Raw genomic sequence first — 23,904 nt, 5'->3', positions numbered from 1 at the left:
ACCGTTGCCATTCCGTTCCGCGCGCGCGATAGCAGTCCGGTGAGCGCGCTTCCCTATCCTGCCCTGCATGCCAGCCACAGCGGCATCTGGATCGCCGACGCGAACGGTACGCGCCCGATCGGGCGGGGCGAGGCGATCCGGATCGCCGCCGACACCCCCGTCATTCTGCTCAACGCCGCGCTGATCGGGCAGCGCCTGGGCTATGCCGACCTGTCGGGGCTCGATCTGCTAGAGCTTTACGCCTTTCTGTGCCCGGCGCGCTTCATGGTGCCGACTCCGCGCGGGCTAGCGCGCGTCGCGGGGCTCGACGCGCCCGAGACCGACGCCGAGATCGCGCCGTTCCTGCGCGCCGCGACCGATGCGTTGCTCGGGATGATCGGTGGCGACGACTGGCCCGAGCGCGAGGGCGCGTGGACCGCCGCGCAATCGCTTTTCAAGCTGCGCTGGACCTGGGCACCGCTGCTGGTCGACCGGCTCCCCAAGCCCAAGGTCGCCGAACGCTGGCTCTACACCAAGCTCCCCGAATGGTCCGAGGGCGCGCCGCGCCCGGCCCCGCGCACCGTATCGCTCGATGCGGACCAGACGCAGACGCGGCTCGCCACGCTCACCGGCAGCGCCGCCGAGCAGCGCCCGGGCCAGCGCGCCTACGCCCAGGCCGCGCGCGAGGCGTTCGCGCCGCGGATGACGCAGGGCGCGCCCAACATGGTGCTGGCGGAAGCGGGGACCGGGATCGGCAAGACGCTCGGCTATCTCGCGCCCGCATCGCTGTGGGCGGAGCAGGCGGGCGGCGCGGTGTGGGTGTCGACCTTCACCAAGGCGCTCCAGCGGCAATTGGGGCAGGAGAGCGCGCGGCTGTTCCCCGACGCGACCGTGCGCAAGGCCAAGGTCGTCACCCGCAAGGGGCGAGAGAATTACCTGTGCCTGCTCAACCTCGAGGATGCGCTGCAGGGCGGGTTCGCCGGGCGCGCGGCGATCCTCGCGCATCTGGTCGCGCGCTGGGCGGCCTATACCGCGGATGGCGACATGGTCGGGGGCGACCTGCCCGGCTGGCTGACGACGTTGTTCCGCCGCAACGGATCGACCGCGCTCACCGACCGGCGCGGCGAGTGCGTCTATGCCGGCTGCCCGCATTACCGGAAATGCTTCATCGAACGCGCTGCGCGCGCGAGTGCCGATGCCGATCTGGTGATCGCCAACCACGCGCTGGTGATGGTCAACGCCGCGCGCGGGCGCGAGACGACGACGCGGCCGACTCGCTATGTATTCGACGAGGGCCACCACATCTTCGACGCCGCCGACGCGATGTTCTCGACCGCGCTGACCGGCGCGGAGACGATCGAGCTGCGCCGCTGGGTGATAGGCCCCGAATCGGGCGGGCGCGGGCGGCGACGGGGCCTCGCGGCGCGGCTGTCCGACGTGGCGAGCTATGACGAGGCGGGCGGGCGCGCGATCACCGATGCGGTCGTCGCGGCGCACGCGCTTGCGAGCGACGGTTGGTTGCAACGGCTGGGCGAAGGCGCGCCGTTCGGGCCGGTCGAGGCGCTGCTCGCGGCGGTGCGCGGGCTGACCTATGCGCGCGCCGAGGCCGAGGGCGATGCGGGCTATGGGCTCGAGACCGAACTTGCCGAGCCGGACCCCGCGTTGATCGAGGCGGCGGCACCCGCCGCCGAAGCGCTCGATGCGCTGGTGCGCCCGCTGGTCGCGCTCGGGCGGCGGCTCGAGGCGGTGTTAGAGGAAGGGCCCGACTGGATGGACGGGCAGGCGCGCGCGCGAATCGAGGGCGCGGTCGCCTCGCTCGCTTGGCGCGCGGATACGGTCGCCGCTTGGCTGTCGCTGCTGACGCGGATCGGCGGGCCGGCCTCCCCCGATTTCGTCGACTGGATGGCGGTCGACCGGGTCGAGGGGCGCGATTACGACGTCGGGCTCCACCGCCACTGGCTCGACCCGACCCGGCCCTTCGCCGAGACGGTGCTCAAGCAGGCGCATGGCGTGCTGGTGACGTCCGCGACGTTGCGCGGCGGGGATGCGAGCAGCGACGAGGGCTGGGACGTCGCCGAGGCGCGCACCGGCGCGAACCATGTCCTGCGCGGCGCGAGCCGGTTCGCGGCGCTTTCCCCGTTCGATTATGCGTCGCAGGCGGAAGTGCTGATCGTCACCGACGTCAAGCGCGGCGACATGGGCGCGCTCGCCAACGCCTATGCGCGGCTCGGGATGGCGAGCGGCGGCGGGATGCTCGGGCTGTTCACTGCAATCCGGCGGTTGCGCGGGGTCCATGCGCGGATCGCCGACCGGTTGGCGCGCGAGGGGTTGCCGCTCTACGCGCAGCACGTCGACCCGATCGACACGGGCACGCTGGTCGATATCTTTCGGGATGACCCGGCCGCGTCTTTGCTCGGGACCGATGCCTTGCGCGACGGCGTCGACGTGCCCGGACGATCTCTGCGGCTCGTCGTGCTGGAAGGCGTGCCATGGCCCAAGCCGACCGTGCTCCACGCCGCGCGCCGGATGGCCGCGACCGGCGAGGGCGGCGGCAAGGCGTATGACGACCGGATCGTCCGCGCGCGGATGGCGCAGGCGTTCGGGCGGCTGATCCGCCGCGCCGACGATCACGGAATGTTCGTGCTCTTGTCCTCCGCGATGCCGTCGCGGCTGCTGACCGCCTTCCCGCCGGGGGTGACGATCACGCGCGTAACGCTCGATGAAGCGGTCGCGCGTGCGGCGGCGCTTCCATCCCTCGTGCAAACGGGGCATGGGGCTCGCGCAACCGCCTGAACGACGGAGAAGGCCCGTGAAGACGCTGACGCTGCTGCGCCATGCCAAGTCGGGTTGGGATGACCCGGCGCTGCGCGATTTCGATCGGGCATTGAACGCAAAAGGAAAACGCGCCGCCGAAATGATGGGGACGCACCTGCGCGGCGCAGGTCTGGCGTTCGACCATGTCGTCGCCTCGCCCGCGGTGCGCGTGGTCGAGACGCTCGCGGGGGTCGAAAGCGGCTATGGCCGGACGCTCGCACCGGCGTGGGACCGGCGGATCTATCTCGCGTCGGCGGTGACGCTGCTTGACCTGGTGCATGAGGTGCCCGCGGCGACCGAGCGGCTGCTGCTGGTCGGGCATAATCCCGGGCTGGAGGATCTCGCTTTGTGGCTCGTGCCGATGTCGGAGGAGCCGTTGCGGATGGCGCTCGAGGCGAAATATCCGACCGCGACGATGGCGGAGATGACGTTCGACGGGGAATGGGCGGATCTCACGCCGGGTGCGGCGCGGCTGACGAAGTTCGTACGGCCGCGCGATCTGGACGCGAGTTTGGGGCCGGACGAGGACTGAGGCGGGTCGGCCTGTCGCCTGGCCGCCGGTATAAATGGGCGTCTTTTCATCACCGCTTCCCCGGCGAAGGCCGGGGCCCAGTAGCGGGCGTTGAGGAGCAGGCGCTGAGCTCCGTTTCAGCGACCTTCACTACTGGGCCCCGGCCTTCGCCGGGGAAGTGCAGACCGTGAAGGTCTGGCGCTGCCCCCCCTCACGACCGGTCGAGCCGCTTCTCGAGCGCTTCCTTCAGCCCGGCGAGCGCACCCGCGGGCTTGGCCTCTTCCTCGCTGATCACGCCTGCCGCCTTGAGCGCCGCCGCGGCATTGGGCCCGCGCGGGAACGGATCGAGCGACAGCGCCATCGTCTCCGCCGCCGCCTCGCCCAGATCGATCGCCGCCCCGTCGAACACCATCGTGTCGAGCGCGTCGGGATCGAGCTCGATTTCCTCGGAATCGGGTTCGTGGTCGACGAAGCGCAGCGCGATCGGCTCTTCGACCGTCACGGGCAGCGGATCGTCGGTGACCGAGCATGCCTGCACCACCGCCGCGCTGACCGTCCCGCGCGCGACGACGCCCGCCGCATCGCGGCGCACCGCGAACTTCGCCTCGAGCCGGTCGACCGAAATCAGGTCGAACCGTTTGGCGAGCGCTGCACGCTCGGCGTCGTTCGCGGTGATCGCGATCGTCCGCTCGCCCTCGCCGATCGTGTCGAGGCGTTCGGTGCGCGAAAATTCGGGGGCGGTCATGCGATGTCTCCCGCAAGGATAGTGGGCGTTGGAAGGGCGGCGAGGCGCGCGTCGAACGCGAACAGCGCGTCCTGCGCATATGCCAGCGCAGAAGGCGCGGGCGCGCCCGATCGGTAGAGGTTCCGCTCGAGCGCGGGGCGCAGGTCGCGTGCCGCGAGGCCGTCGCGATACGCGCCGAGCCGCCCGCCGAGCATCCCCATCATCTTGCCGATATGCTTGCCGACGCCGATGTCGCCGACCCCCGATTCGCGCAACTGCCCGTCCATGTCGCTGACGAACCGCTCGGTCAGCCGCGCGCTAGCCCCGGCCGCGGCGGACGGGTCGCGCTCGAGCCGCAACAATACCAGCGACAGGATCGCCGCGATCATGTCGAAGCGCCCGTCGATCGTGTCGGGTACGCCCCCCGCCTCATACCAGTGCGGCAGCCGCGCCTGCGCGACGACCGCGTGGTACAGCGACAGCGCGACATCGTCGTCGCGGCGCCCGAAAACCTTTGATAGCCAGCTCAAACGCATATCCTCTCGCGGTTGCCCAAGGCCTGCCCTTGTTTGGCCGCGTTTCCCGGCATATTGAGGCATCGCGTCCGGGATGCAATGGAATGGCGCGCCCTGCCCTGGGTGCCGCGCCGGTGTGGAGAAGTCGATGAGCCTCAAGTCCGTCCGCCAGCTGACGGCCGCCGTCCTCGCCGCCACCATCATCGTGGGGGGGAGCGCGTGCGTTCCGCTGAAATCGCACCAGGGCTATGTGATCGATCCCGACCTGGTCAATTCGGTCCAGACCGGCACCGACAACCGCCAGTCGGTCCTCGCGGTGCTCGGCAAGCCGAGCTTTACCAGCCAGTTCAACCAGGGCGACTGGTATTACATCAGCCGCGAGACGCGCAATTACGCGTATAACAACCCCAAGGTGCGCGAGCAGACCACGGTGCGGATCAGCTTCGACGATCGCGGTGTCGTGTCGGCGGTGCGCCGCACCGGCGCGGAGCAGGTCGCGAGCATCAGCCCGTCGAGCAAGATCACGCCGACGCTGGGCAAGAAGCGCAGCTTCTTCGACGAGTTGTTCGGCAACATCGGCACGGTCGGTGCGATCGGTGGCGGCGGCGGCGGCAGCAACACCGGCGGTGGCCCGAACGGCAGCGGCGGCGGTCGCGAGACCCCGTGAACGACGCGCCCCGGCGGATCGTTACACTCTGATACAACCCTGACGCTTTGCTGACATCGGCGTTCGCGCGGGGTTCAGTCGAATCCGGTCATAGTCCCTTTCATGGCCTGCCGCTTCGACACGGCGACAGGTTGGAAACCGGAGGAGATGATCCATGCGTAAACTCGTCGTCACCGCCCTGCTCGCCGCCACGCTGATGCCCGTGGCCGCGCAGGCGCAATCGTACCAGGAACTGCGGCACGACCGTCGCGACATCCGCGAGGAGCAGCGCGACCTGCGGCAGGCGTATCGCAGCGGCGACCCGCGCGACGTGCGGGAGCAGCGCCGTGACGTCCGCGATGCCCGGCAGGAATATCGCGAGGACCTGCGCGACCGCGACCGCAACTGGGGCCGCGACGACTGGCGCGGCTGGCGTGATCGCAACCCGAATACCTACGCCCGCGGCAGCTGGAACGCGCCGTTCGGCTACACGTCGTTCCGCCCCGGCCTGCGGATCGGCGCGCCTTATTACGGCTCGCGCTACATTATCGCCGATCCGTACCGCTATCATCTGCGGCGCCCGGGCTGGGGCCAGCAGTGGGTGCGGCATTATAACGACGTGATCCTCGTCGACACGCGGCGCGGCTATGTCGTCGACGTGATCCGGGGCTTCTACCGCTAAAATCCTTTTCGTCGCAGCGGTGCTGGCTGTCCCCGGAGAACGATCCGGGGGCGGCCGGCCTGTTTCACGCGGCTCACCCCCGCAGCAATCCCCGGGTGGCGACGGCGTTTTTCGTGCTTGTCTCACGCTGGAGCTAAGTCGGGGGGCGCGGCGTGGGGGGGGCTGGATGGTCGCCGCGATCGATTCGATCGCGCATGAAGCGATCCTGTTTTCGATGGTCGGTTTCTGCATCGGCGGGCTGGACGATCTTGCGATCGACCTGACGTGGCTCGTCTCCCGGATCGGGCGAAGACCACACGCACTGCCCCGCACCCTCGCGGCCTGCGATCCGCGGCCGCAGCGGCGCATGGCGGTCTTCATCGCGGCATGGGACGAGGCGAGCGTGATCGGCGCGATGCTCGCCACCGCGCTCGACCGCTTCGACCATGGCGATTACCGGCTCTACGTCGGCACCTATCCCAACGATCCCGCGACGATTGCGGCGGTCGCCGACGTGGCGGCGCGCGACGCGCGCGTCCGGCTGGTGATCGGCGCGCGCCCGGGGCCGACGACCAAGGCGGATTGCCTCAACACCGTGTGGCGCGCACTCGCCCGCGACGAGGCACTGGACGGGCGCACTGCCGCGGCGATCATCCTGCACGATGCGGAAGATCTGGTGCACCCCGGCGAACTTCGCGTGTTCGATACGCTGATCGGGCCGTACAGCGTCGTCCAGTTGCCGATCCGACCGCTGGTCGATCGCGGCGCGCGCCTCGTGTCGGGGCATTATGCGGACGAGTTTGCCGAGCCACAGCTATGCGCATTGGTCGTTATCGCAGGTCCGGGCCGCCCCGAGAGCGGACGGACCGGAAACGCGCACTTGCAGCCATTGCCTTTTAGTCGGCTGCCTGCTCGTGCGTATCAGCCTTCTCGCGATCGGCCTTAGCTCGATCCTCGGATGGTCCAGTTTTTATGTCGTTCATATACCGCTTGATTTGGGGAACGCTGCCAAACCAAATGACGAGCAGAAGGCCCGGAATGAGCAGAAGCGGTAGGTAGCTATCCATGCGAATCCCATAGCATACGAACGGCGGCTCTTCACCAGGTCGCGACGTTCAGACGTCAGCCTTGCGACCACCGTGCTTGAAAGCCGACCGTCCGCTTTCAGGCTCGAAAGCGGACGGTCCGGAAACGCCCAAACCCGGTCGTTCAGTCTGTACGGGCACGATCCTGAAACCTGCCGTTCGAGCCATCATCAGATTCCCGTTTTTTCATGTCCGGCAGGCAATTTCGGGAAACTCAATTGGGAACAGATTTTGAGGAAGCTGCTCGTTCGGCGACGATGAAACCACTGCCGCACCACGCCTTTCCCGCTGGACCTTCCCAATCAGAAACGACGTGCCGCTTACGGTAGGTATTTTCGCTGGAGGTCAGCACCATCTAACAGTAAACCTGTGATCGTTCAGCAAGAGGGCATCCGTGATGCACAAGGCATTGAATGTGGCTCAACGTCACTGGTTCTACCTCGTGCTTCCTTTCTTGCTCGCTGCCGCGTTGACCTTCCGGACGTCCTATCCTTGGGAGGTTGAGCCAAAGCTAGGCGAGGCAGCGACGATCTTCGATTGGTGCGTGTTCGTGCCGCTAATCTATGCGGTGTGTTACCGAAACATGCCTCGCCGCGCTCTTGCGCTTCGGACATTGGCGATGGTTTGCGGCGGGATATGGATCGCGGCAAAGATCGTACCCGATCAAGCCGAGACAATTCTGAGTGAATTGGGTTGGGTTCGTGGTCTTGGCATTGCTGTGTTAGCCATTTTCGAGGGCATGGCTTTCGTAGCGGCCATGCGAATCTTGTTTGGTGGCAAACCTGATGCCGTAGCATTGGAGCGCCAAGGCATTCCTCCTTTACTGGTCAAGCTCATGCTCGCCGAAGCGCGCTTCTGGCGCTGGGCATGGGTAAGGCTAAGAAACACGAAGTAGCGGCTAGACCTTCAGGGGGCAGTTTCTCAAAACACCATCGTTTCGAGAATGCGCCCGCCAGCCGCCTGCTATGGTTGAGAGCAGCCGCTACGCACCTGAAATACGACGGCACCGAGCACATAACCGGTTTCTTGTGACAACGTCACGAACATGAACTTTTGCTTCGTAAATGTGAGTGTCCGGTACCCAGCAATTTTACTCTCCGAGTCGTCAAACAAGACTGCTTTATTAGCCTGTCCTTCATGAAGATAAAAATCCGCTATCGCAGATAGCGAGGCATTTGATTTAAATCGGTAGCGTAAAAAGCATTCTTGTACGTGGGTTTTGGCATCAACAGTTTTTGTATGATCAGGCCCCGACACCATGGTCGCAGATGGAAAGGGGGCACCCCATTCCATCTGGGCCGAAGGGGATACAACGGTCGCTATGATGCCCATTACGCGCTCCGATGGCAGATGATCCGTAAGTAACAGACCAAAGTTCGACGATCACATGTCAAATTGTTAATAATGCAAAAGTTCGCATATTCCCATTTCACCATCTTTTTCGAGAACGGCAGCTATCGCCAACTGCCTCCTGAAAGCTGCCTGTCCGTTCCCCACCAAAATCGGACGTAGGCGTGAGGTGATGAGCGCTCGGACGGAGTGCTGATAACGCCCAATGGCTTGAGCCACAGCTATGCGCATTGGTCGTTATCGCAGGTCCGGGCCGCCCCGAGAGCGGACGGACCGGAAACGCCCAGTTTCGGACATTCGTCTGACGGGTTAAGGCGGCCAATGAACATGATTTCTCTCGGTCGCATTTACGGCGGCGTTGCTGCGTTTGCGCTGCTCGCTGTGTTCGTGTTTCAACCACAAGGTGACATGCCCGACAACATTTGCGGCGTTTTGTCCTTCTGGCAAACGAACTGCATCGTCGGTGTGCAGGTTCTGTACCGCTGGGCAATCGTGTATTGCCTGCTCGTGGGTTACCTAATCAGTCGCTTGATAGATGGGAGGCCTGCTTCGCGAAAGTGGGCTGTACCGGTCATCGCGGCTGGGGCTACCGCCATTCTCGCGATGCCGCTGTTGATCGGGTTTAGTCTCTATTATCACTGACGGCAGGAACGGCAGCTCTCCACCAGGTCGCGACGTTCAGACGTCAGCCTTGCGACCACCGTGCTTGAAAGCCGACCGTCCGCTTTCAGGCTCGAAAGCGGACGGTCCGGAAACGCCCAATTGTAGACATTCCTACCGCGTGCAATGTTGCGTGAATGAGGACTTTCAAGCCGCGACTAAGCGCATGGGTATTGCTTCTTATCCCGAGCCTTCCTCTCACCGTTGTGGGGGTGGCGGACCTAGCCTTAAACCCATCGGAATGGTTGACTGCCACCGGTCTCGTGCTTGGCTCAACGATCTTGTTTGGTTTCAACGCCACCATGCGGCTTTGCATTTCACACGATGAGGTTCGGCTAAAACGCTACGGACGCACCGTTTGGATTACGGCGCGCCTCGGCACCGAAATTCGAGAAGGCTCGGCTGGCGACGTTCCGATACTTCCTTCCTTTGTGCTTTGGCGAAACGGCAAGAGGGTCGGATACCTGCTGAAGGGTTGGTTCGACGCTGGCACGATTAACGAACTTCAAAAGGCGCTCGCCGCGGAGGAGGCAACGCAATCCCGCGTTTAGCGGACGGACCGGAGACGCCCACAAGCGGACGGTCAGGCCGGCGATCCGGGCTCCCGATAACGGCCATTCGTTAAGCGCAATCTTTCCGTTTCTCCGTCTCCGACAGGCTAATTCGAGAAAGAGCAATCGGGAACAGATTTTGGGAAAGGGGGGGGCGGACGGCTCTCGCCGTGATCGCCCGGGCGACTGTCCCGGTATGGTTTCCTTTGCGGGAACGCTGTCACCTTTGCGCGGTGGGGCGAATGACGATGCTCCCGACATCGACTTCCGGGGGCTGTTCGATGGCATAGAGGATGCCACGTGCAATCGCATCGGGCGGGATCGCAATCGCGCTGATCTGCTCGCCGACTGCGTTTCTTGCTGCCTGATCAGTAATGCTGTCGCCAAAGCTGGTCGCGGTCATCCCTGGTGAAATTTCGGTTACGCGAAGGTTCGGCCCTGCTTCCTGCCGCAATATCTCCGTGGCTGTCCGCACCGCGTTCTTGGTAGCGGCATACACTCCCATCGTAGGGACCATCTTGATGCCGGCTGTGGAGATGACGTTGACCACATGCCCGCTTCCTTGGCGTGCGAACACCGGTAGGGCGGCGGCGATACCGTAAAGCGTGCCGCGCAGGTTCACGTCGATCATGGCGTCCCAGCCATCGACGTCGAGTGCGTCGAAGCGCGAGATCGGCCCGATCCCGGCGCAGTTGATGATGACGTCGAGCCGCCCGGCATTCTCGACCGCGAGAGCGACAAGTTCTTCCAAATCGGCTCGGCGACGAACGTCGGTGGACTTGAAAACTGCCTTTCCGCCCTTGGCTGTGATCTCGCCGGCAGCGGCCTTGAGCGCATCGTCATTTCGGGCACCTAGCACCACAAACGCGCCATGCTCAGCGAGAAGCGTTGCGGTCGCCCGCCCTATGCCACTGCTTGCGCCCGTGATCGCGACGACTTTGCCTTCGATACCCATTAGCTATCTCCTTGGTCATCGAGATAGTCTCCGAATGCCAGATGATCTATGTGACACCGTCTATGAGTTTATCGCAATCGTCTAAACCGACGCGTGACCCACTGTCCGAGGTGCTTAGTGTTCTCGGCGCAAAAGTTGCACGGCAAACCCGCATGGAAGCGGCAGGCCGATGGGCCTTGCAGTTCCCTTCCATCGATCGGCTCAAGTTCATGGCCATGCTGCGCGGCAATGGTTGGATGCTGCTGCCCGGCCGCGCGCCTCAGCGTCTGTCCGAGGGCGACGTGTGCGTGCTCGGGCGCACCGCTTACGTGATTGCAAGTCATCCCGACGAAATGCCCGTCGATGGTCGGGCCTTCTATCCGCCCGGCTGCGATGTAGCGCGTTTTGGCGGGGATGACACGATCGCGATAGGAGGCACCGTCACGTTCACGCCGGGCCACGCGGACTTCCTGCTCAATATGCTGCCGGAGTGCATGGTCGTTTCGCGATCTTCGCTGGCATCCAGTGCCGTCGCAATCATTCTCGGTCTAATGAACAGCGAGTTCGAGCGCGATATGATCGGCGGCGAAGTCGTCAGTGCCCGGCTTGCCGACGTGCTGCTGGTGGAGGCCATACGTGCTCATGCCGGGGGTCCGGGTTCGGGCGAGATCGGCTGGCTAGGTGCCTTAGCCGAGCCGAGGCTTGGCCGTGTTTTTCGTGCAATTCACGATGACGTCGCACAGCCATGGACAGTAGCGGAACTCGCCGGTCTGGCTGGTATGTCGCGGGCCGCTTTCTCCGCCGAGTTCGCCCGCCGCGTGGGTCAACCCCCGCTCACCTATTTGCGGTGCTGGCGTCTGACGCTTGCCCGCGCAGCCTTGGCGAGGGGCGAAGGGACTGTCGCCGTCGTTGCCAACAGCGTCGGCTACTTGTCGCAAAGTGCCTTTGCCTACGCATACAAACGTATGTTCGGCGTGCCACCTACCAGCCGGGAACGGCATCGCTGACTTTCCCGGAACACCATTCATTTCGGGAAAGCAGCAGCCCCGCAATGTCGGCTATCGCCACCCCCGTTCCCGAAAGCCGCCGTTCCGTTTTCCACCAAAATCGGACGTAGGCGTGAGGTGATGGGCGCTCGGACGGAGTGCTGATAACGCCCAATGGCTTGAGGCGCACGGCAAGCAGCTCGTCGTCCGCCAGTTGCTCGGGGCAGGGTTGCCGCTGGCGGGGGTCGGCTGCGCGATCGAGCGCGGGATGATCGAGCGAATTGCGACGGCGCGCGGCGGATGTCCGTTCGATGCGGCGTCGCTGACCGAAGACTATGAATTCGGGCTGCAGGTCGCCGGGCTGGGCGGACGCGGAATCCTCGCGCGCGTCCGCGAATCGGAAGGGGGGCCGCTGGTCGCGGTCCGCGCCTATTTCCCGTCGACCAGTGCCAGCGCTGTGCGCCAGAAGGCGCGCTGGATGACCGGGATCGCGCTGTCGGGGTGGGATCGGCTTGGGTGGGGACCGGTGCGGGACTGGCGCGATCACTGGATGCGGATGCGCGACCGGCGCGCGCCGCTGGCGGTGCTGGTGGTGGCGGCGGCCTATTTCGGGCTGGCGGCATTCACCGCGTCGCGGCTGGGCCATCTGCTGCTGGCGACACCGGCTCCCAACCTCGCGACGAAGGGCAAATGGCTGCTCGGGGCGAATGCGGCGCTGCTTGCCTGGCGGCTGGCGATGCGCGCGCTGTTCACCGGACGGGCCTATGGCTGGCGGGAGGCCTGCTGGTCGCTGCCACGCGCGTTCGTCGCCAATTATATCGCACTGTTCGCGGCCCGGCGCGCGCTGGTGGGATATGTCGGATCGTTGTGTGGGGTCGCGCTCCGGTGGGAAAAGACCGCGCACGTCTTTCCGGACCTGTCCGGCCCGCCAGCGTGAGGCGAACGCCACGGGCCGACCGGGGCCGCCCGTTGCGATTCCTTGGCGCGGTCGCGACCGGCTGGATCGGCCTGCGCGTGGCGATGCTGCTGCCTGCACCGGAAGCGCCCGCGTCGATCGCGGTACGCGACCCCGCGTGGGTCGGCCGGGCGTCGCCGCCCTTCCGGGCGATGACGGCGCGGATCGATGCGCCGCGCGGCACTGACGCCGCGCAGGAGCTGCGCCGGGGCGGGGTGTTTGATGACCATCCGAACGGCCGGGGTCAGTCCCACCCCTATTTCAAGCGTCACCCTGATCGCGTTTCAGCGTCGACCGTGCCGCAACGGCAGGCCGGCCAGGATGCGCGGGGGAGGCTGAAACGCGTTCAGCATGACGGCACTCAGGAGGGGCGGGCGGTCCGCGCCGGTTCGACCGACAACGAGGTCCGGCCCCTTCGGCGTGACGAACGGACGGACCCACCCGAACGCGATCCGGCGCAACGCAAGCGGTGGTCGGTCAGCGCGTGGATGGTGGCGCGCGCCGGGATTGACCAGGGAAGCGCGCCGGCGGGCGGGCAACTCGGCGGGTCGCAGGCGGGAGTCCGGCTGGTGCGGACGATCGACCGGCATAAGCGGGTCGCGCTCGCGGGGCGCGTGACGACGCCGCTGGGGCCGGGGTTGCGCGAGGCGTCGGTGGGGCTGGAATGGCAACCCACGCGGCTGCCGGTCAAGCTCGTCGCGGAGAATCGCTTCGCACTTGGACAAGGGCAGGGTGGTCCGGGAATCGCGGTCATCGGCGGGTTCGGCCCGATCGCCGCGGGGCATGGGCTGCACGCGGAGGCGTATGGCCAGGCGGGCGCTATCCGCCGTGCCCGGGTCGAACCTTATGCCGACGCGGCGGTGCGCGTGACCCGCGGCGTCGGGCATGTCGGGCGGGCCGAGGTCGATTTCGGCGCGGGTGTCTGGGGCGGCGCGCAGCGGGGTGCCGCGCGGTTCGATCTTGGGCCTGGTTTGACGCTTGCGGTGCCGGTCCGGCGCGCCACCCTGCGGCTGATGGTCGACTGGCGCGAACGCGTTGCCGGGCGCGCGCGGCCCGGGGCCGGACCCGCGCTGACGCTCGGCACCGATTTCTGAGTCGCGGCTTTGGGCGGAGCGCGCTATCGCGTCGGCACATGGACATTTACCTGCCCATCGCCAATCTCTCGGTCAACGCGCTGGTGATCATCCTGCTGGGTGGCGGCGTCGGCTTCCTGTCGGGGATGTTCGGCGTCGGCGGCGGGTTCCTCACCACGCCGTTGCTGATCGTCTACGGCATCCCGCCGACCGTCGCCGCCGCCTCCGCCGCGAGCCAGGTGACGGGGGCGAGCGTCTCGGGCGTGTTCGCGCACGTCCGGCGCAAGGGCGTCGACTTCAAGATGGGCGGGGTGCTCGTCGCGGGCGGGATGATCGGCTCGGTCGTGGGCGGCTTCCTGTTCCGGTTGCTCCAGTCGACCGGGCAGATCGATACCGTGATCGCGATCGTCTATGTCCTGCTGCTCGGCTCGATCGGGAGCATGATGGCGACCGAGGCGATCGGCGCGATCCGCGCGGTCCGGTCCGGCGCGCCGCCGCGACCGCGCAAGCGGCGGCACCACCCGCTCGTCGCGGCGCTACCGCTGCGCACGCGCTTCTATCGCTCGGGGCTGTACATCTCGCCGCTCGCGCCGTTGCTGCTCGGCTTCGGGGTCGGGATCCTGACGATCCTGCTGGGGGTCGGTGGCGGGTTCATCCTCGTGCCCGCGATGCTCTATCTGCTTGGCATGACGACTCAGGTCGTGGTCGGCACGTCGCTGTTCCAGACGCTGTTCGTCACCGCGACCGCGACGATGGTGCATGCGACGACGACCAAGGCGGTCGATATCGTGCTGGCGGTGCTGCTGCTGGTCGGGTCGGTCGCGGGGGCGCAGGTCGGCGCGCGCTTTGCCAGCAAGGTGAAGCCCGAATATCTCCGGCTCGCGCTCGCGGTGATCGTGCTGCTCGTCGCGGGGCGGATCGCACTCGGGCTCGGCTGGCGGCCGGACGAGATCTATTCGGTCGAACTGTCGTGAAGCGGCTTGCGCTGGCCGCGGTGGCGGCTCCGCTGCTGATGGCGCAGACCGCGTCCAAGCCGGTGCTCGTCCCCGACGTGTCGCAACGCGATATCGAGATCCAGTACAGCTTCACCGGCGCGAACCTGCTGTTGTTCGGCGCGATCCTCTATCCCGGCGGACGGCTGCCCGATGACGACAAGCCGACCGACATCGTCGTGGTGGTCAAGGGGCCGACGCAGTCGATCCTGGTGCGCGAGAAGGACAAGCTCGGCGGGCTGATCTGGGTCAATGCCGCGCGACTGCGCTATCGCTCGGCACCGAGCTATTATGCGATCGCGTCGTCCAGGCCGATCGAGCAGTTGATGAACACGCGGACCCGCGCGATCTACGAACTGGGGCTCGAAAGTTTGCAACTGTCGCCCGCCTCGAGCGCGCCGACGTCGGAACAGGATCGCTTCGCGCGCGGGCTGGTCGATCTCAAGACGCGGACCGGGCTGTATGTCGAGTCGCCGGGCGCGGTCGAGATCACCGACGGCGTGCTGTACCGTGCGCGCGTGACGATCCCCGCGCGCGTTCCCGTCGGGCGGTTCACCGCGGAGACCTTCCTGATTCGCGACGGCCGCGTGCTGGCGGCGGCGACGCGTGAGATCGAGATCCGCAAATCGGGGTTCGAACGCTTCGTCGCGCGCTCGGCGGAACACTGGTCGGTCGCATACGGGCTGGTCGCGGTCGCGCTGTCGGTGCTGTTCGGCTGGGCGGCGGGGTGGATCGCGCGGCGGTTCTGAGGGCGCTTCGACGAACGGCGAGGGAAGGCGGCGGGCGGGACGCGCCAACACGCAATCTTTACCAGTCCCCGCCATGGTCCGGCGATCAGGAACGCCAGGATAATCACGCACATGACCCAAATGCCTGCCCCCCAGGCCTTTGCCGATCCGGCACCGCTGACGATCGCGACCTGTATCGGCATGGTGTTCGACATCGCGGGATCGAGCGGGATGGTCGTGCTCGACGCGGCCGCGCTGGATGAAACCGGGGCGCATCCCGACCCTGTCGTCGCCAGCGCGGGGTCGGTCGGCAGCCAGATCAAGATGCGGGTCGGCTCGACCTGGCTGATCGCCAACATCCGCTCGCTCAAGCTGCTCGACGGGCATGCCGACCGGATCGCCGCGCAGGTCGATTTCCTCGGCGAGGGCGACGAGGAGAAACTCACCGGCAAGCTCTACAATTTCCGCCGCGGCGTCACGCGCTATCCGGTCCCGGGGTGCATGGTCTATCCGGTCTCCTCCCCCGACATGAAGCAGATCTACGCCGCGGACGACCGCGCGCATATCGAGATCGGCACGGTCTATCCGACTCGCGACGTCCGCGCCGCGCTCTATGTCGATGCGCTGCTCGGCCGGCATTTCGCGCTGCTCGGCAGCACCGGCACCGGCAAGTCGACCAGCGCCGCACTGATCCTCCACCGGATCTGCGAGATGGCGCCGCAGGGCCATGTCGTCATGATCGATCCGCACGGCGAATATGCCTCGGCCTTCCGCGACAATGGCGCGATCTACGATGTGTCGAACCTGCAGATGCCCTATTGGCTGATGAATTTCGAGGAACATTGCGAGGTGTTCGTCACCAGCTCCGGCTCGGAGAAGCAGATCGACGCGGACATCCTCGCCAAATGCCTGTTGATGGCGCGCGCCAAGGGGCGGCTGGGGCAGGAAATCACCAAGCTGACGGTCGATGCGCCGGTGCCGTATCTGCTGAGCGACCTGACCAACCTGATCGGGCTCGAAATGGGCAAGATGGACCGCGCGGGCGACACCGCGCCGTATCTGCGGCTCAAGACCAAGATCGACGAGATCAAGGCCGATCCGCGCTACGGCTTCATGTTCTCAGGGATGCTGGTCGCGGACACGATGGCGGGGTTCCTCCAGCGTGTGTTCCGCCTGCCCGGCGACGGCAAGCCGATCTCGATCATCGACGTGTCGGGGGTGCCGAGCGAGATCACGTCCGTGGTGGTCGCGGTGCTCAGCCGGATGGTGTTCGATTTCGCGATCTGGTCGCGCGGCGAGCCCAAGCGCCCGATCCTGCTCGTCTGCGAGGAAGCGCATCGCTACATTCCGAACGGCGACAAGATCGATTCGAGCGTCGGGCGGATCCTCAGCCGGATCGCCAAGGAAGGCCGCAAATACGGCGTGTCGCTCGGGCTGATCACGCAGCGTCCGTCGGATCTGGCGGAAGGCGTGCTGTCGCAGTGCGGGACGATCATCGCGATGCGGCTCAACAACGATCGCGACCAGGCGTTCGTCCGCGCGGCGATGCCCGAGGGCGCGCGCGGGTTCCTCGATTCGATCCCTGCGCTGCGCAACCGCGAATGCATCGTCTGCGGCGAAGGCGTCGCGGTGCCGGTGCGCGTGTCGTTCGATTCGCTCGAGGATGCGCGGCGTCCGGCGTCGGACGATCCGGTCTTCTCGAAGCTGTGGCGCGAAACCGGCGGCGAGGACGAGATCATCGCGCGCACGCTCAAACGCTGGCGCGCGCAGGGGCGGTAACGGAGGGGTGTTTCATAATCCTGCCGTCATTCCGATGACGGCATGGCCTCTGCGAAACCATAGCTGTTCTCCCGCGAAGGCGGGAGTCCAGGAGTCGCGAGAACTGTACGCCATTGTTTTGCTTAGCCCTGGATTCCCGCCTTCGCGGGAAAACACCAAACGGGGGGGGCGTAGACCGCCTCTCGCAGAGGTCTCGCCTTCGCCGGGGTGGCGGATTCCTGGGCGTTATCCCTGTCTTACGCGCCCGGCTTGACCGCCAGCAGCCCCGACACCTTCGCGCGGAACGCGCGCAATTGCTCGCCCGACAGCGTCGACAGGCTCGAAAACGAGAACCCGCGCGGGTTGACCGCGACGCCGCCGCGCAACACTTCCCAATGGAGATGCGGCCCGGTCGACAGCCCGCTGTTGCCCGAATAGGCGATCACGTCGCCACGCGACACATGCTGCCCCGCGCGGACCGCGAAGCGGCTGAGGTGTCCGTAACAGGTCACGATCGACCCGCCGTGCGCCATCTTGAGGAAATTGCCATAGCCGCCACTGCGCCCGGCGAAGGCGACCACGCCGTCGGCTGGTGCATGCACCGGCGTGCCCCAGGCGGTGCCGATGTCGATCCCCTTGTGCATCCGCGAGAAGCCGAGCAGCGGATGGAAACGCATCCCGAAGCTCGACGTGACGCGCGCCATCGAGACCGGCATCGTGAACTGGCCCTGCCGTTCCGCCTGGCCCGTCGCCTCATACCAGGTGCCGTCGTTCCACTGGACGAGTTGCGTCCGGTGCGAACGCTGGCCGAGCCCCGCGAACAGCAGCTTGCCGAGTTGCGTCTCTCCGGTTGCGGCGCGCTGGCGTTCGACGATCAAATCGTAGGTGTCGGTCGAATCGATCTGGCCGACCGGAACCTTGCTCGCGATCGCCTTGATATACGCCTCGACCGCGCGGATCGGGACGCCTGCCGCGCGCGCCGAGCGATACAGGCTCGATCCGACCGCGCCGGTAATGCGGAGCGGCGTATCGTCGACCGCGATCGCATGGCGCTCCAGCACGAGCCGGTCGCCGACGCGCTTGAGATCGAGCGCGAGATCGAACCGCGCGCGCAGCGACAGCGCCTCGAGCGGGCGCGCGACGCTGCGATTGGGGCGGCGGCCGAGTGTCATCGGGATCTGCGTGCCGGGTTTCAGGTCGCCGAGCGACACCGTCGTCGCGACCAGAGCTACCGTATCCTGCGCATCGCGTTCGGAAAGCCCGGCGCGCTGGAGCATGTCGCCGAGGCTGTCGCCGTGGCCGACGGTTGCGGTGCGTTGCTCGATCGGGCGTTCGGGCGCTTCGGTGAGCGGGCGGACGAGATCGTTCGACGCCATGTGCCGCCCGGTGTCCGCGCCCCAGGCGAGCGGCGCGATGATCTGCGCGCGCGCTTCCTCGCGGTCGGTGCCGGTCAGCGGTGCGGCGGCCTGGCCGAGCAGGGGATGGGCGATCGGCGGCGCGACGGCGAATGCGGTGGCGCACAGCAGCGCGCAGGTTGCCGTCCCGCGGCACCAGTCGCGCGAGCCGATCCGCGTGCCGAGATCGGGAACCCAGTCGATCTGCGCGGCGACGGCGCGCAACCGTTCCAGTCGGCTGACCTGCGCAACCGGCGCGATCGCGCGGCCGAACGACAGCGCAGTCGTGCCGCCGGCATTTTCCAGGCCCTGGACATTGGGTACGAACAAGGCTGACTGGCCCCCGAAAGACGTGACACGCTGCCTGAATTGGCCCCGCAGCGTCAGGCCCAGGGACTGTGCCGCACGAATGCTAAAGTCAAATTAACTGCCGCTCACGGTAATCCGCGATGCGGCCAGCCGTTCGATGCGCGCGACGAGGCATGGAACGCTTTGCTGCCACACCAGCGACCGGGGGGCGACAGTTTGATTATCGGGCGATTTTAACAAAGACGGTGGTTGCGCAACGCGTTCCGCAACGCGATGTTGGCTCTGTCATGCAACGCGATCACGACAGCACCGTCACTGCGGTGCTCGGGCCGACCAACACCGGCAAGACGCATCTCGCGGTCGAGCGGATGTGCGGCCATTCGAGCGGCATGATCGGCTTTCCGCTGCGCCTGCTGGCGCGCGAGGTTTACGACCGCGTCGTCAAGATCAAGGGCGCGAACCGTGTCGCGCTGATCACCGGCGAGGAAAAGATCGTCCCCAAGGACGCGCGCTGGTTCCTGTGCACCGCCGAATCGATGCCGGTCGACCGCGATCTGGCGTTCGTTGCCGTCGATGAGGCGCAATTGGGCGCGGACATGGAACGTGGGCACGTGTTTACCGATCGCATCCTGCGCGCGCGCGGCCGGGAAGAGACGATGCTGCTCGGCTCGGAGGCGCTGCGGCCGATGGTCAAGGCGCTCGTCCCCGGAATCGAGATCATCAACCGCCCGCGCTTCTCGACACTGAGCTATGCCGGCGCGAAGAAGATCAGCCGCCTCCCCAAACGCTCCGCGATCGTCGCGTTCAGCGCGGAGGAGGTCTATGCGGTCGCGGAAATGCTGCGGCGGCTGCGCGGTGGTGCTGCGGTGGTGATGGGGGCGCTCTCCCCGCGCACGCGCAACGCGCAGGTCGCCATGTTCCAGGCGGGCGAGGTCGATTATCTCGTCGCGACCGACGCGATCGGGATGGGGCTCAACATGGATGTCACCCATGTCGCCTTCGCCAGCCTCAACAAGTTCGACGGCCATCGTCAGCGTCGCCTGACCGTCGCCGAAATGGCGCAGATCGCGGGCCGCGCCGGGCGGCACCAGCGTGACGGGACGTTCGGCGCGTTGGTCGAGGAAGGGCCGGGGGCGTTCGCACCCGAGGAAGTGCTCGCGATCGAGGAGCACCGCTTCCCGCCGCTCGAGCATCTCTACTGGCGCGAGGGCGAGCCCGACTTCTCGAGCATCGCCGCGCTGATCGCGAGCCTCGAGGCGAAGCCTGAGAACCGCCGTCTGCGTGCGGCACCGCAATCGGTCGATCTTGCGGTGTTGAAGCGGATGGCGGAGGAGGACTGGGTCCGTGCCCGCGCGCGGCATCCGCTGATGGTCGCGCGGCTGTGGGCGGCGTGCGGGCTGCCCGATTTCCGCAAGCTCGGGGTCGATCCCCACACGCGCTTCGTCGCGCGGATTTTCGGGCATCTGAGCGAGGGGCAGGGGCATATCCCGCACCAGTGGTTCGCGGCAGAACTCGCACGGCTCGATACGGTCGCGGGGGATGTCGAGACGCTCGCCGGGCGGATCGCGGCGGCACGGAGCTGGGCGTATATCGCCAACCGCGTCGACTGGCTCGCCGACCCCGGGCACTGGGCCGAGCGCGCGAGCGCGGTCGAGGAGCGGCTGTCCGACGCGCTCCATTCGAGCCTGACGCAGCGTTTCGTCGACAAGCGGACGACGCTGCTGATGCGGCAGATCGGCGCGGACCCGCGGATGCTGCCGGTCACGATCGGCGCCGAGGGCGAGGTGATGGTCGAGGATCATGCGATCGGGCGGCTCGACGGGTTCCGTTTCACCGTCGCCGCCGATGCGCGCGCGAGCGACAAACGGATGCTGCTCGCCGCCGCCGAGCGCCGGCTGGGGGACGAGCGCGGCAAGCGCGGGACCGCACTGGCGGAGGCGGCGGATGCCGATGTCTCGCTGCGGACCGATGCGGGCGAGACGCCGGTGCTGCTGTGGCGCGGCTTTACCGTCGCGACCTTTGCGCCCGGGCAAAGCCTGGTGCGGCCCCGGGTCGTTCTCGATCGTGCGCTCGATTGCCTCGACGTCGCGCTGCGCGCGAAGATCGAGCTGCGGTTGCGCGGCTGGTTCGGCGATGCGGTGGCGCGCGCGCTGCCGGGGCCGGTTCTGCTCGACTCGGTCCAGCGCGATCCTGCCGCGAGCCCGGCGTCGCGCGCGGTCGCGGCGGCGCTGGTCGCGGGCGGCGGGCTGGTCGCGCGGAGCGAGGTCGTCGCCGTGCTCGACAAGCTCGACGGTGCCGCGCGCAAGGCGTTCCGGCGCGCGGGCGTGACGATCGGTGCGCTCGACCTGTTCGACCCCCGTCTGCTCAAGCCCGCCGCCGCGCGGTGGCGGCGCGCGCTGTTCGCGATTCGCGAGGGGCGACCGATTGCGGAAGCGCCGCGCGAGGGCGCGAGCGTGCTGGTGCGCGGCGCGCCCGGTGCGACGCTTGCGGACGGCTATCGCCCGATCGCGGCGCAGGCCGTGCGGATCGACCTGATCGAACGGATCGCGCGCGCGGCGCACGATGCGCGCGGTGCGGCGGGGCGCCAGCCGTTCGCGCTCGATCCGGCGCTCGCGCTGTCGATGGGGCTGACGCAACCGACGATCGAGAAACTGATGGCGGGGTTCGGCTTCCGCCCGGCACCCGCCGCTCCCGAGGATGCGGCGCCGCGCTGGGTCTGGCGTGGCCTCCCCACCGTCCGGCCCGTCGTCGCCCCGCGCGGCACGCACTTTGCGGCGCTCGCCGATCTGGCGGTGCATGGCTGAAGCCTTCCCCCGCGGCCCGAGCATGCGGCTCGACTGTTTCCTCTGGTTCGCCCGGATCGTGAAGACGCGCGGCATCGCGCAGGGGATGGCCGCTGGCGGGCGGTTGCGGATCGACGGACGTGCGGTCGACCGGCCCGCCGCGGCGGTGCGCGTCGGCAGCGTGCTCGCCTTCGCGACGCCGTCGGGCCGGATCCGCGCGATCCGCGTCGAATGCCTTCCCGAACGCCGCGGACCGCCCGATGCGGGGCGCGCCTGCTACACCGACCTCATCGAAAATGACCGAACAGGCACTGCAATCATTGACGAGGCGGGCGCTCGGGCATAGCAGCGTCGGGTTCGTTGCTCCGGGAGTTACCTAATGACCTACGTCGTCACCGATGCCTGCATCAAGTGCAAGTACATGGACTGCGTCGAGGTGTGCCCGGTCGACTGCTTCTACGAAGGCGAGAACATGCTGGTGATCAACCCCAGCGAGTGCATCGATTGCGGCGTGTGCGAGCCCGAGTGCCCCGCGGAAGCGATCCTGCCCGATACCGAGAGCGGCCTCGAGCCGTGGCTCGAACTCAACACGACCTTCTCGAGCCAGTGGCCCAACGTCACGCGCAAGGCGGACCAGACTCCGGCGGACGCGGACGAGCACAAGGGCGAGACCGGCAAGTATGACAAATTCTTCTCGGCGGAACCCGGCGCGGGCGACTGAGCTGCAACCGACGGATCGGATTCGGGACTGCCACCGGCGTTTTACGACGCCGGCGCAGCGCGTTCGGCGACGTTTGGCTGGTAATTTTATTACGACTATGTTAAACCGGGGCTGACGGTAAGCGCTATCAGTGCTTTTCCGACACGGAGACGTTCAAACCCATACACCCCCCGCGTGCGCTGATGCAGCCTTGCTGCGTGTAGTGCGTTGCACCGGGATACCCGGTTCACAGAAAGGTCTAACGGAATGGCTGCCAAGGCGCTGTCCTTCGACGTCGGCGATTATGTCGTTTACCCCAAGCACGGCGTTGGCCGTGTGATCGAGCTCCAGCGGCAGGAAATCGCCGGGATGCAGCTCGAACTCTATGTTCTGCGGTTCGAAAAAGAGCGGATGACGCTGCGCGTGCCGACCAACAAGGCGGAAAGCGTCGGGATGCGCAAGCTTTCCAGCGACAAGACGCTGCGCGAGGCACTCGAGACGTTGACCGGCAAGCCGCGCGTCAAGCGCACCATGTGGTCGCGCCGCGCGCAGGAATATGAAGCGAAGATCAATTCGGGCGACCTCGTGTCGATCGCCGAAGTGGTCCGCGACCTGTTCCGCGCGGACGACCAGCCCGAGCAGAGCTATTCCGAGCGGCAGATCTTCGAAGGCGCGACCAGCCGCCTCGCGCGCGAACTCGCCGCGATGGAGCAGGTCGACGAGCCGACCGCACAGGAGAAGATCCTCGAGATCCTCCGCAAGGCGGCCGCGATCCACAACAAGGACAAGGCTCCGGCCTGATCGTCTGTGGACAGACGTGGTACGAAAAAGGGGCGGCCGGCAACGGTCGCCCCTTTTTCGTTGTGGCGGGTCGATTGCTCACGGGAGTGCCTTGCCTGCGTTTCGAGCGCGTGCGCGGGTGCACCGCGCCACAATAACGGTCCGCTCCCGTTGCACGGTGGATGCTGAAACGAGTTCAGCCGGACGGCAGCTTGGGGCGGGGGGTTGCACCGGACGCGCAAAGGTGTACTAATAAGGCAACACACAGGAGGTGGCGTATGCGCAGTCTGACCTTGATCGCCGTCCTCGCGCTCGCGGGGTGTTCGAACACGAGCGACGCGGCCGAACCTGCCGGGTCTGGAACCACCCGCACCTTTGCGATCAGCGATTTCAGCGCGGTCTCGCTCCGCGGATCGGACGATGTCGATGTCCGGGTCGGCACCGGCTTCTCGGTCCGCGCCGAAGGGCCGCGCACCGAGCTCGACAAGCTCGAGATCGTCCGGGACGGCGATACGTTGAAAATCGGGCGCAAGAAAAACCTCGCCGGGTTCGGCTGGGGCGGCGGGCGACGGGGCGTGAAGGTGTTCGTGACGATGCCGCGCATCACAGGCGCGCAAGTCGCGGGATCGGGCGATCTCGCGATCGACCGGGTCGACGGGCAGCGCTTCGGCGGCGAAGCGGCGGGGTCGGGCAATCTCTCGATCGGGGCGCTCAGCGTTCCCGAGGCGCGGCTGTCGGTCGCGGGTTCGGGCGATATCGATGCCAAGGGCCGGGTCGAACGGCTGACGATCGACGTCGCCGGATCGGGCAGCGTCGCGGCGGGCGGCGTGAAGGCGCGGACGGCGACCGTCTCGGTTGCGGGATCGGGGGATGTCCGCGCGGACGTTGCTGGCCCGGCACGCGTTTCGCTGGTCGGCTCCGGCGATGTCGATCTCGGGCCGCAGGCGCGCTGCACGGTCAGCAAGACCGGGTCGGGCGACGTCCACTGCGGCGGCTGAAGCGCGCGCTTGCGTAAG

Annotated in this window: 23 protein-coding genes and 1 pseudogene; 19 read left to right on the top strand and 5 right to left on the bottom strand. The window is 66.9% G+C overall.

Translation table 11 applies throughout. The features are described from left to right. The first annotated feature begins 39 nt into the window (after window positions 1-39). Entirely contained in the window at window positions 40-2,772 is a 2,733-nt protein-coding gene (locus tag RH91_RS04815) for an ATP-dependent DNA helicase (protein WP_037479184.1), read from the top strand. 16 nt (window positions 2,773-2,788) lie between these two features. Next, window positions 2,789-3,325, top strand: coding sequence for a SixA phosphatase family protein (locus tag RH91_RS04810; protein ID WP_010161443.1), 537 nt, complete (start codon window positions 2,789-2,791; stop codon window positions 3,323-3,325). Between the two features lie 190 nt (window positions 3,326-3,515). Here the strand turns inward: RH91_RS04810 and RH91_RS04805 are convergent, their stop codons facing one another. After that, a complete protein-coding gene (locus RH91_RS04805; RefSeq protein WP_010161442.1) occupies window positions 3,516-4,049 on the bottom strand; it encodes a YceD family protein in 534 nt (177 codons plus the stop codon). After that, complete coding sequence (locus tag RH91_RS04800) at window positions 4,046-4,564, bottom strand: ubiquinol-cytochrome C chaperone family protein (RefSeq protein ID WP_010161441.1); 519 nt, start codon at window positions 4,562-4,564, stop codon at window positions 4,046-4,048. Before RH91_RS04800 ends, RH91_RS04805 begins: the two co-directional genes overlap by 4 nt. A gap of 127 nt (window positions 4,565-4,691) precedes the next feature. On the opposite strand from RH91_RS04800, the gene RH91_RS04795 reads away from it, so the two are divergent. From RH91_RS04795 to RH91_RS04780, 4 genes are all read left to right on the top strand, one after another. Further along, entirely contained in the window at window positions 4,692-5,210 is a 519-nt protein-coding gene (locus tag RH91_RS04795) for an outer membrane protein assembly factor BamE (protein WP_232283410.1), read from the top strand. 154 nt (window positions 5,211-5,364) lie between these two features. Beyond that, the gene (locus tag RH91_RS04790) at window positions 5,365-5,871 is read left to right on the top strand and encodes an RcnB family protein (RefSeq protein ID WP_010161438.1); all 507 of its coding nucleotides are present in this window, start codon (window positions 5,365-5,367) and stop codon (window positions 5,869-5,871) included. A gap of 166 nt (window positions 5,872-6,037) precedes the next feature. Beyond that, complete coding sequence (locus tag RH91_RS04785) at window positions 6,038-6,796, top strand: glycosyltransferase (protein WP_010161437.1); 759 nt, start codon at window positions 6,038-6,040, stop codon at window positions 6,794-6,796. 533 nt (window positions 6,797-7,329) lie between these two features. Next, on the top strand, window positions 7,330-7,830 hold the full coding sequence (locus RH91_RS04780) for a hypothetical protein (RefSeq protein WP_157136859.1): 501 nt from the start codon (window positions 7,330-7,332) through the stop codon (window positions 7,828-7,830). A gap of 68 nt (window positions 7,831-7,898) precedes the next feature. Here RH91_RS04780 and RH91_RS22250 read toward each other — a convergent pair whose 3' ends face one another. Next, the gene (locus tag RH91_RS22250; protein WP_157136858.1) at window positions 7,899-8,267 is read right to left on the bottom strand and encodes a hypothetical protein; all 369 of its coding nucleotides are present in this window, start codon (window positions 8,265-8,267) and stop codon (window positions 7,899-7,901) included. Window positions 8,268-8,606: 339 nt separating this feature from the next. Here RH91_RS22250 and RH91_RS04775 point away from each other — a divergent pair, with 339 nt between their 5' ends. Next, window positions 8,607-8,927, top strand: coding sequence for a hypothetical protein (locus RH91_RS04775; RefSeq protein ID WP_029623608.1), 321 nt, complete (start codon window positions 8,607-8,609; stop codon window positions 8,925-8,927). Between the two features lie 155 nt (window positions 8,928-9,082). Next, a complete protein-coding gene (locus tag RH91_RS04770) occupies window positions 9,083-9,496 on the top strand; it encodes a hypothetical protein (RefSeq protein ID WP_029623607.1) in 414 nt (137 codons plus the stop codon). Window positions 9,497-9,716: 220 nt separating this feature from the next. Here RH91_RS04770 and RH91_RS04765 read toward each other — a convergent pair whose 3' ends face one another. After that, a complete protein-coding gene (locus RH91_RS04765; RefSeq protein ID WP_010161433.1) occupies window positions 9,717-10,451 on the bottom strand; it encodes an SDR family oxidoreductase in 735 nt (244 codons plus the stop codon). A gap of 41 nt (window positions 10,452-10,492) precedes the next feature. On the opposite strand from RH91_RS04765, the gene RH91_RS04760 reads away from it, so the two are divergent. The 6 genes and pseudogenes from RH91_RS04760 to RH91_RS04735 all read left to right on the top strand — a co-directional run bounded on the left by RH91_RS04760 (window position 10,493) and on the right by RH91_RS04735 (window position 16,943). Then, window positions 10,493-11,437 (top strand): AraC family transcriptional regulator, encoded by a 945-nt coding sequence (locus RH91_RS04760; RefSeq protein ID WP_029623606.1) that lies wholly within the window; start codon window positions 10,493-10,495, stop codon window positions 11,435-11,437. 172 nt (window positions 11,438-11,609) lie between these two features. Beyond that, window positions 11,610-12,353, top strand: a pseudogene (locus RH91_RS04755) (glycosyltransferase family 2 protein); the annotation flags it as partial. A gap of 32 nt (window positions 12,354-12,385) precedes the next feature. After that, window positions 12,386-13,465, top strand: a complete 1,080-nt coding sequence (locus RH91_RS04750; RefSeq protein WP_010161429.1) for a hypothetical protein — start codon at window positions 12,386-12,388, stop codon at window positions 13,463-13,465. A gap of 38 nt (window positions 13,466-13,503) precedes the next feature. Further along, window positions 13,504-14,418: a sulfite exporter TauE/SafE family protein gene (locus RH91_RS04745; RefSeq protein ID WP_010161428.1), complete on the top strand. Its 915-nt coding sequence runs from the start codon at window positions 13,504-13,506 to the stop codon at window positions 14,416-14,418. After that, the gene (locus RH91_RS04740) at window positions 14,415-15,185 is read left to right on the top strand and encodes a TIGR02186 family protein (protein WP_010161427.1); all 771 of its coding nucleotides are present in this window, start codon (window positions 14,415-14,417) and stop codon (window positions 15,183-15,185) included. Before RH91_RS04745 ends, RH91_RS04740 begins: the two co-directional genes overlap by 4 nt. Window positions 15,186-15,296: 111 nt before the next feature. Then, complete coding sequence (locus tag RH91_RS04735; RefSeq protein ID WP_010161426.1) at window positions 15,297-16,943, top strand: helicase HerA domain-containing protein; 1,647 nt, start codon at window positions 15,297-15,299, stop codon at window positions 16,941-16,943. A gap of 236 nt (window positions 16,944-17,179) precedes the next feature. On the opposite strand, the gene RH91_RS04730 is transcribed toward RH91_RS04735, so the two are convergent. Continuing rightward, a complete protein-coding gene (locus RH91_RS04730; protein ID WP_010161425.1) occupies window positions 17,180-18,646 on the bottom strand; it encodes a M23 family metallopeptidase in 1,467 nt (488 codons plus the stop codon). Between the two features lie 266 nt (window positions 18,647-18,912). On the opposite strand from RH91_RS04730, the gene RH91_RS04725 reads away from it, so the two are divergent. The 5 genes from RH91_RS04725 to RH91_RS04705 all read left to right on the top strand — a co-directional run bounded on the left by RH91_RS04725 (window position 18,913) and on the right by RH91_RS04705 (window position 23,886). After that, complete coding sequence (locus RH91_RS04725) at window positions 18,913-21,429, top strand: helicase-related protein (RefSeq protein ID WP_010161424.1); 2,517 nt, start codon at window positions 18,913-18,915, stop codon at window positions 21,427-21,429. Further along, on the top strand, window positions 21,422-21,754 hold the full coding sequence (locus tag RH91_RS04720; protein ID WP_010161423.1) for a S4 domain-containing protein: 333 nt from the start codon (window positions 21,422-21,424) through the stop codon (window positions 21,752-21,754). The genes RH91_RS04725 and RH91_RS04720 overlap by 8 nt, the downstream gene beginning before the upstream one ends. Window positions 21,755-21,787: 33 nt before the next feature. Next, the gene (fdxA, locus tag RH91_RS04715) at window positions 21,788-22,129 is read left to right on the top strand and encodes a ferredoxin FdxA (RefSeq protein ID WP_010161422.1); all 342 of its coding nucleotides are present in this window, start codon (window positions 21,788-21,790) and stop codon (window positions 22,127-22,129) included. 246 nt (window positions 22,130-22,375) lie between these two features. Next, window positions 22,376-22,909 carry a CarD family transcriptional regulator gene (locus RH91_RS04710; RefSeq protein WP_010161421.1) on the top strand — a complete coding sequence of 178 codons (534 nt, stop codon included), beginning with the start codon at window positions 22,376-22,378 and terminating at the stop codon, window positions 22,907-22,909. A gap of 257 nt (window positions 22,910-23,166) precedes the next feature. Next, entirely contained in the window at window positions 23,167-23,886 is a 720-nt protein-coding gene (locus RH91_RS04705) for a head GIN domain-containing protein (protein WP_010161420.1), read from the top strand. Window positions 23,887-23,904: the final 18 nt, after the last annotated feature.

Origin of the sequence: Sphingomonas sp. PAMC 26617 (assembly GCF_000242835.1) — a bacterium.
In the GTDB taxonomy this organism is placed as follows: Bacteria; Pseudomonadota; Alphaproteobacteria; order Sphingomonadales; family Sphingomonadaceae; genus Sphingomonas.
The sequence above is the reverse complement of the archived record's forward strand: the minus strand, read 5'-3'. Positions and strand labels throughout refer to the sequence as shown.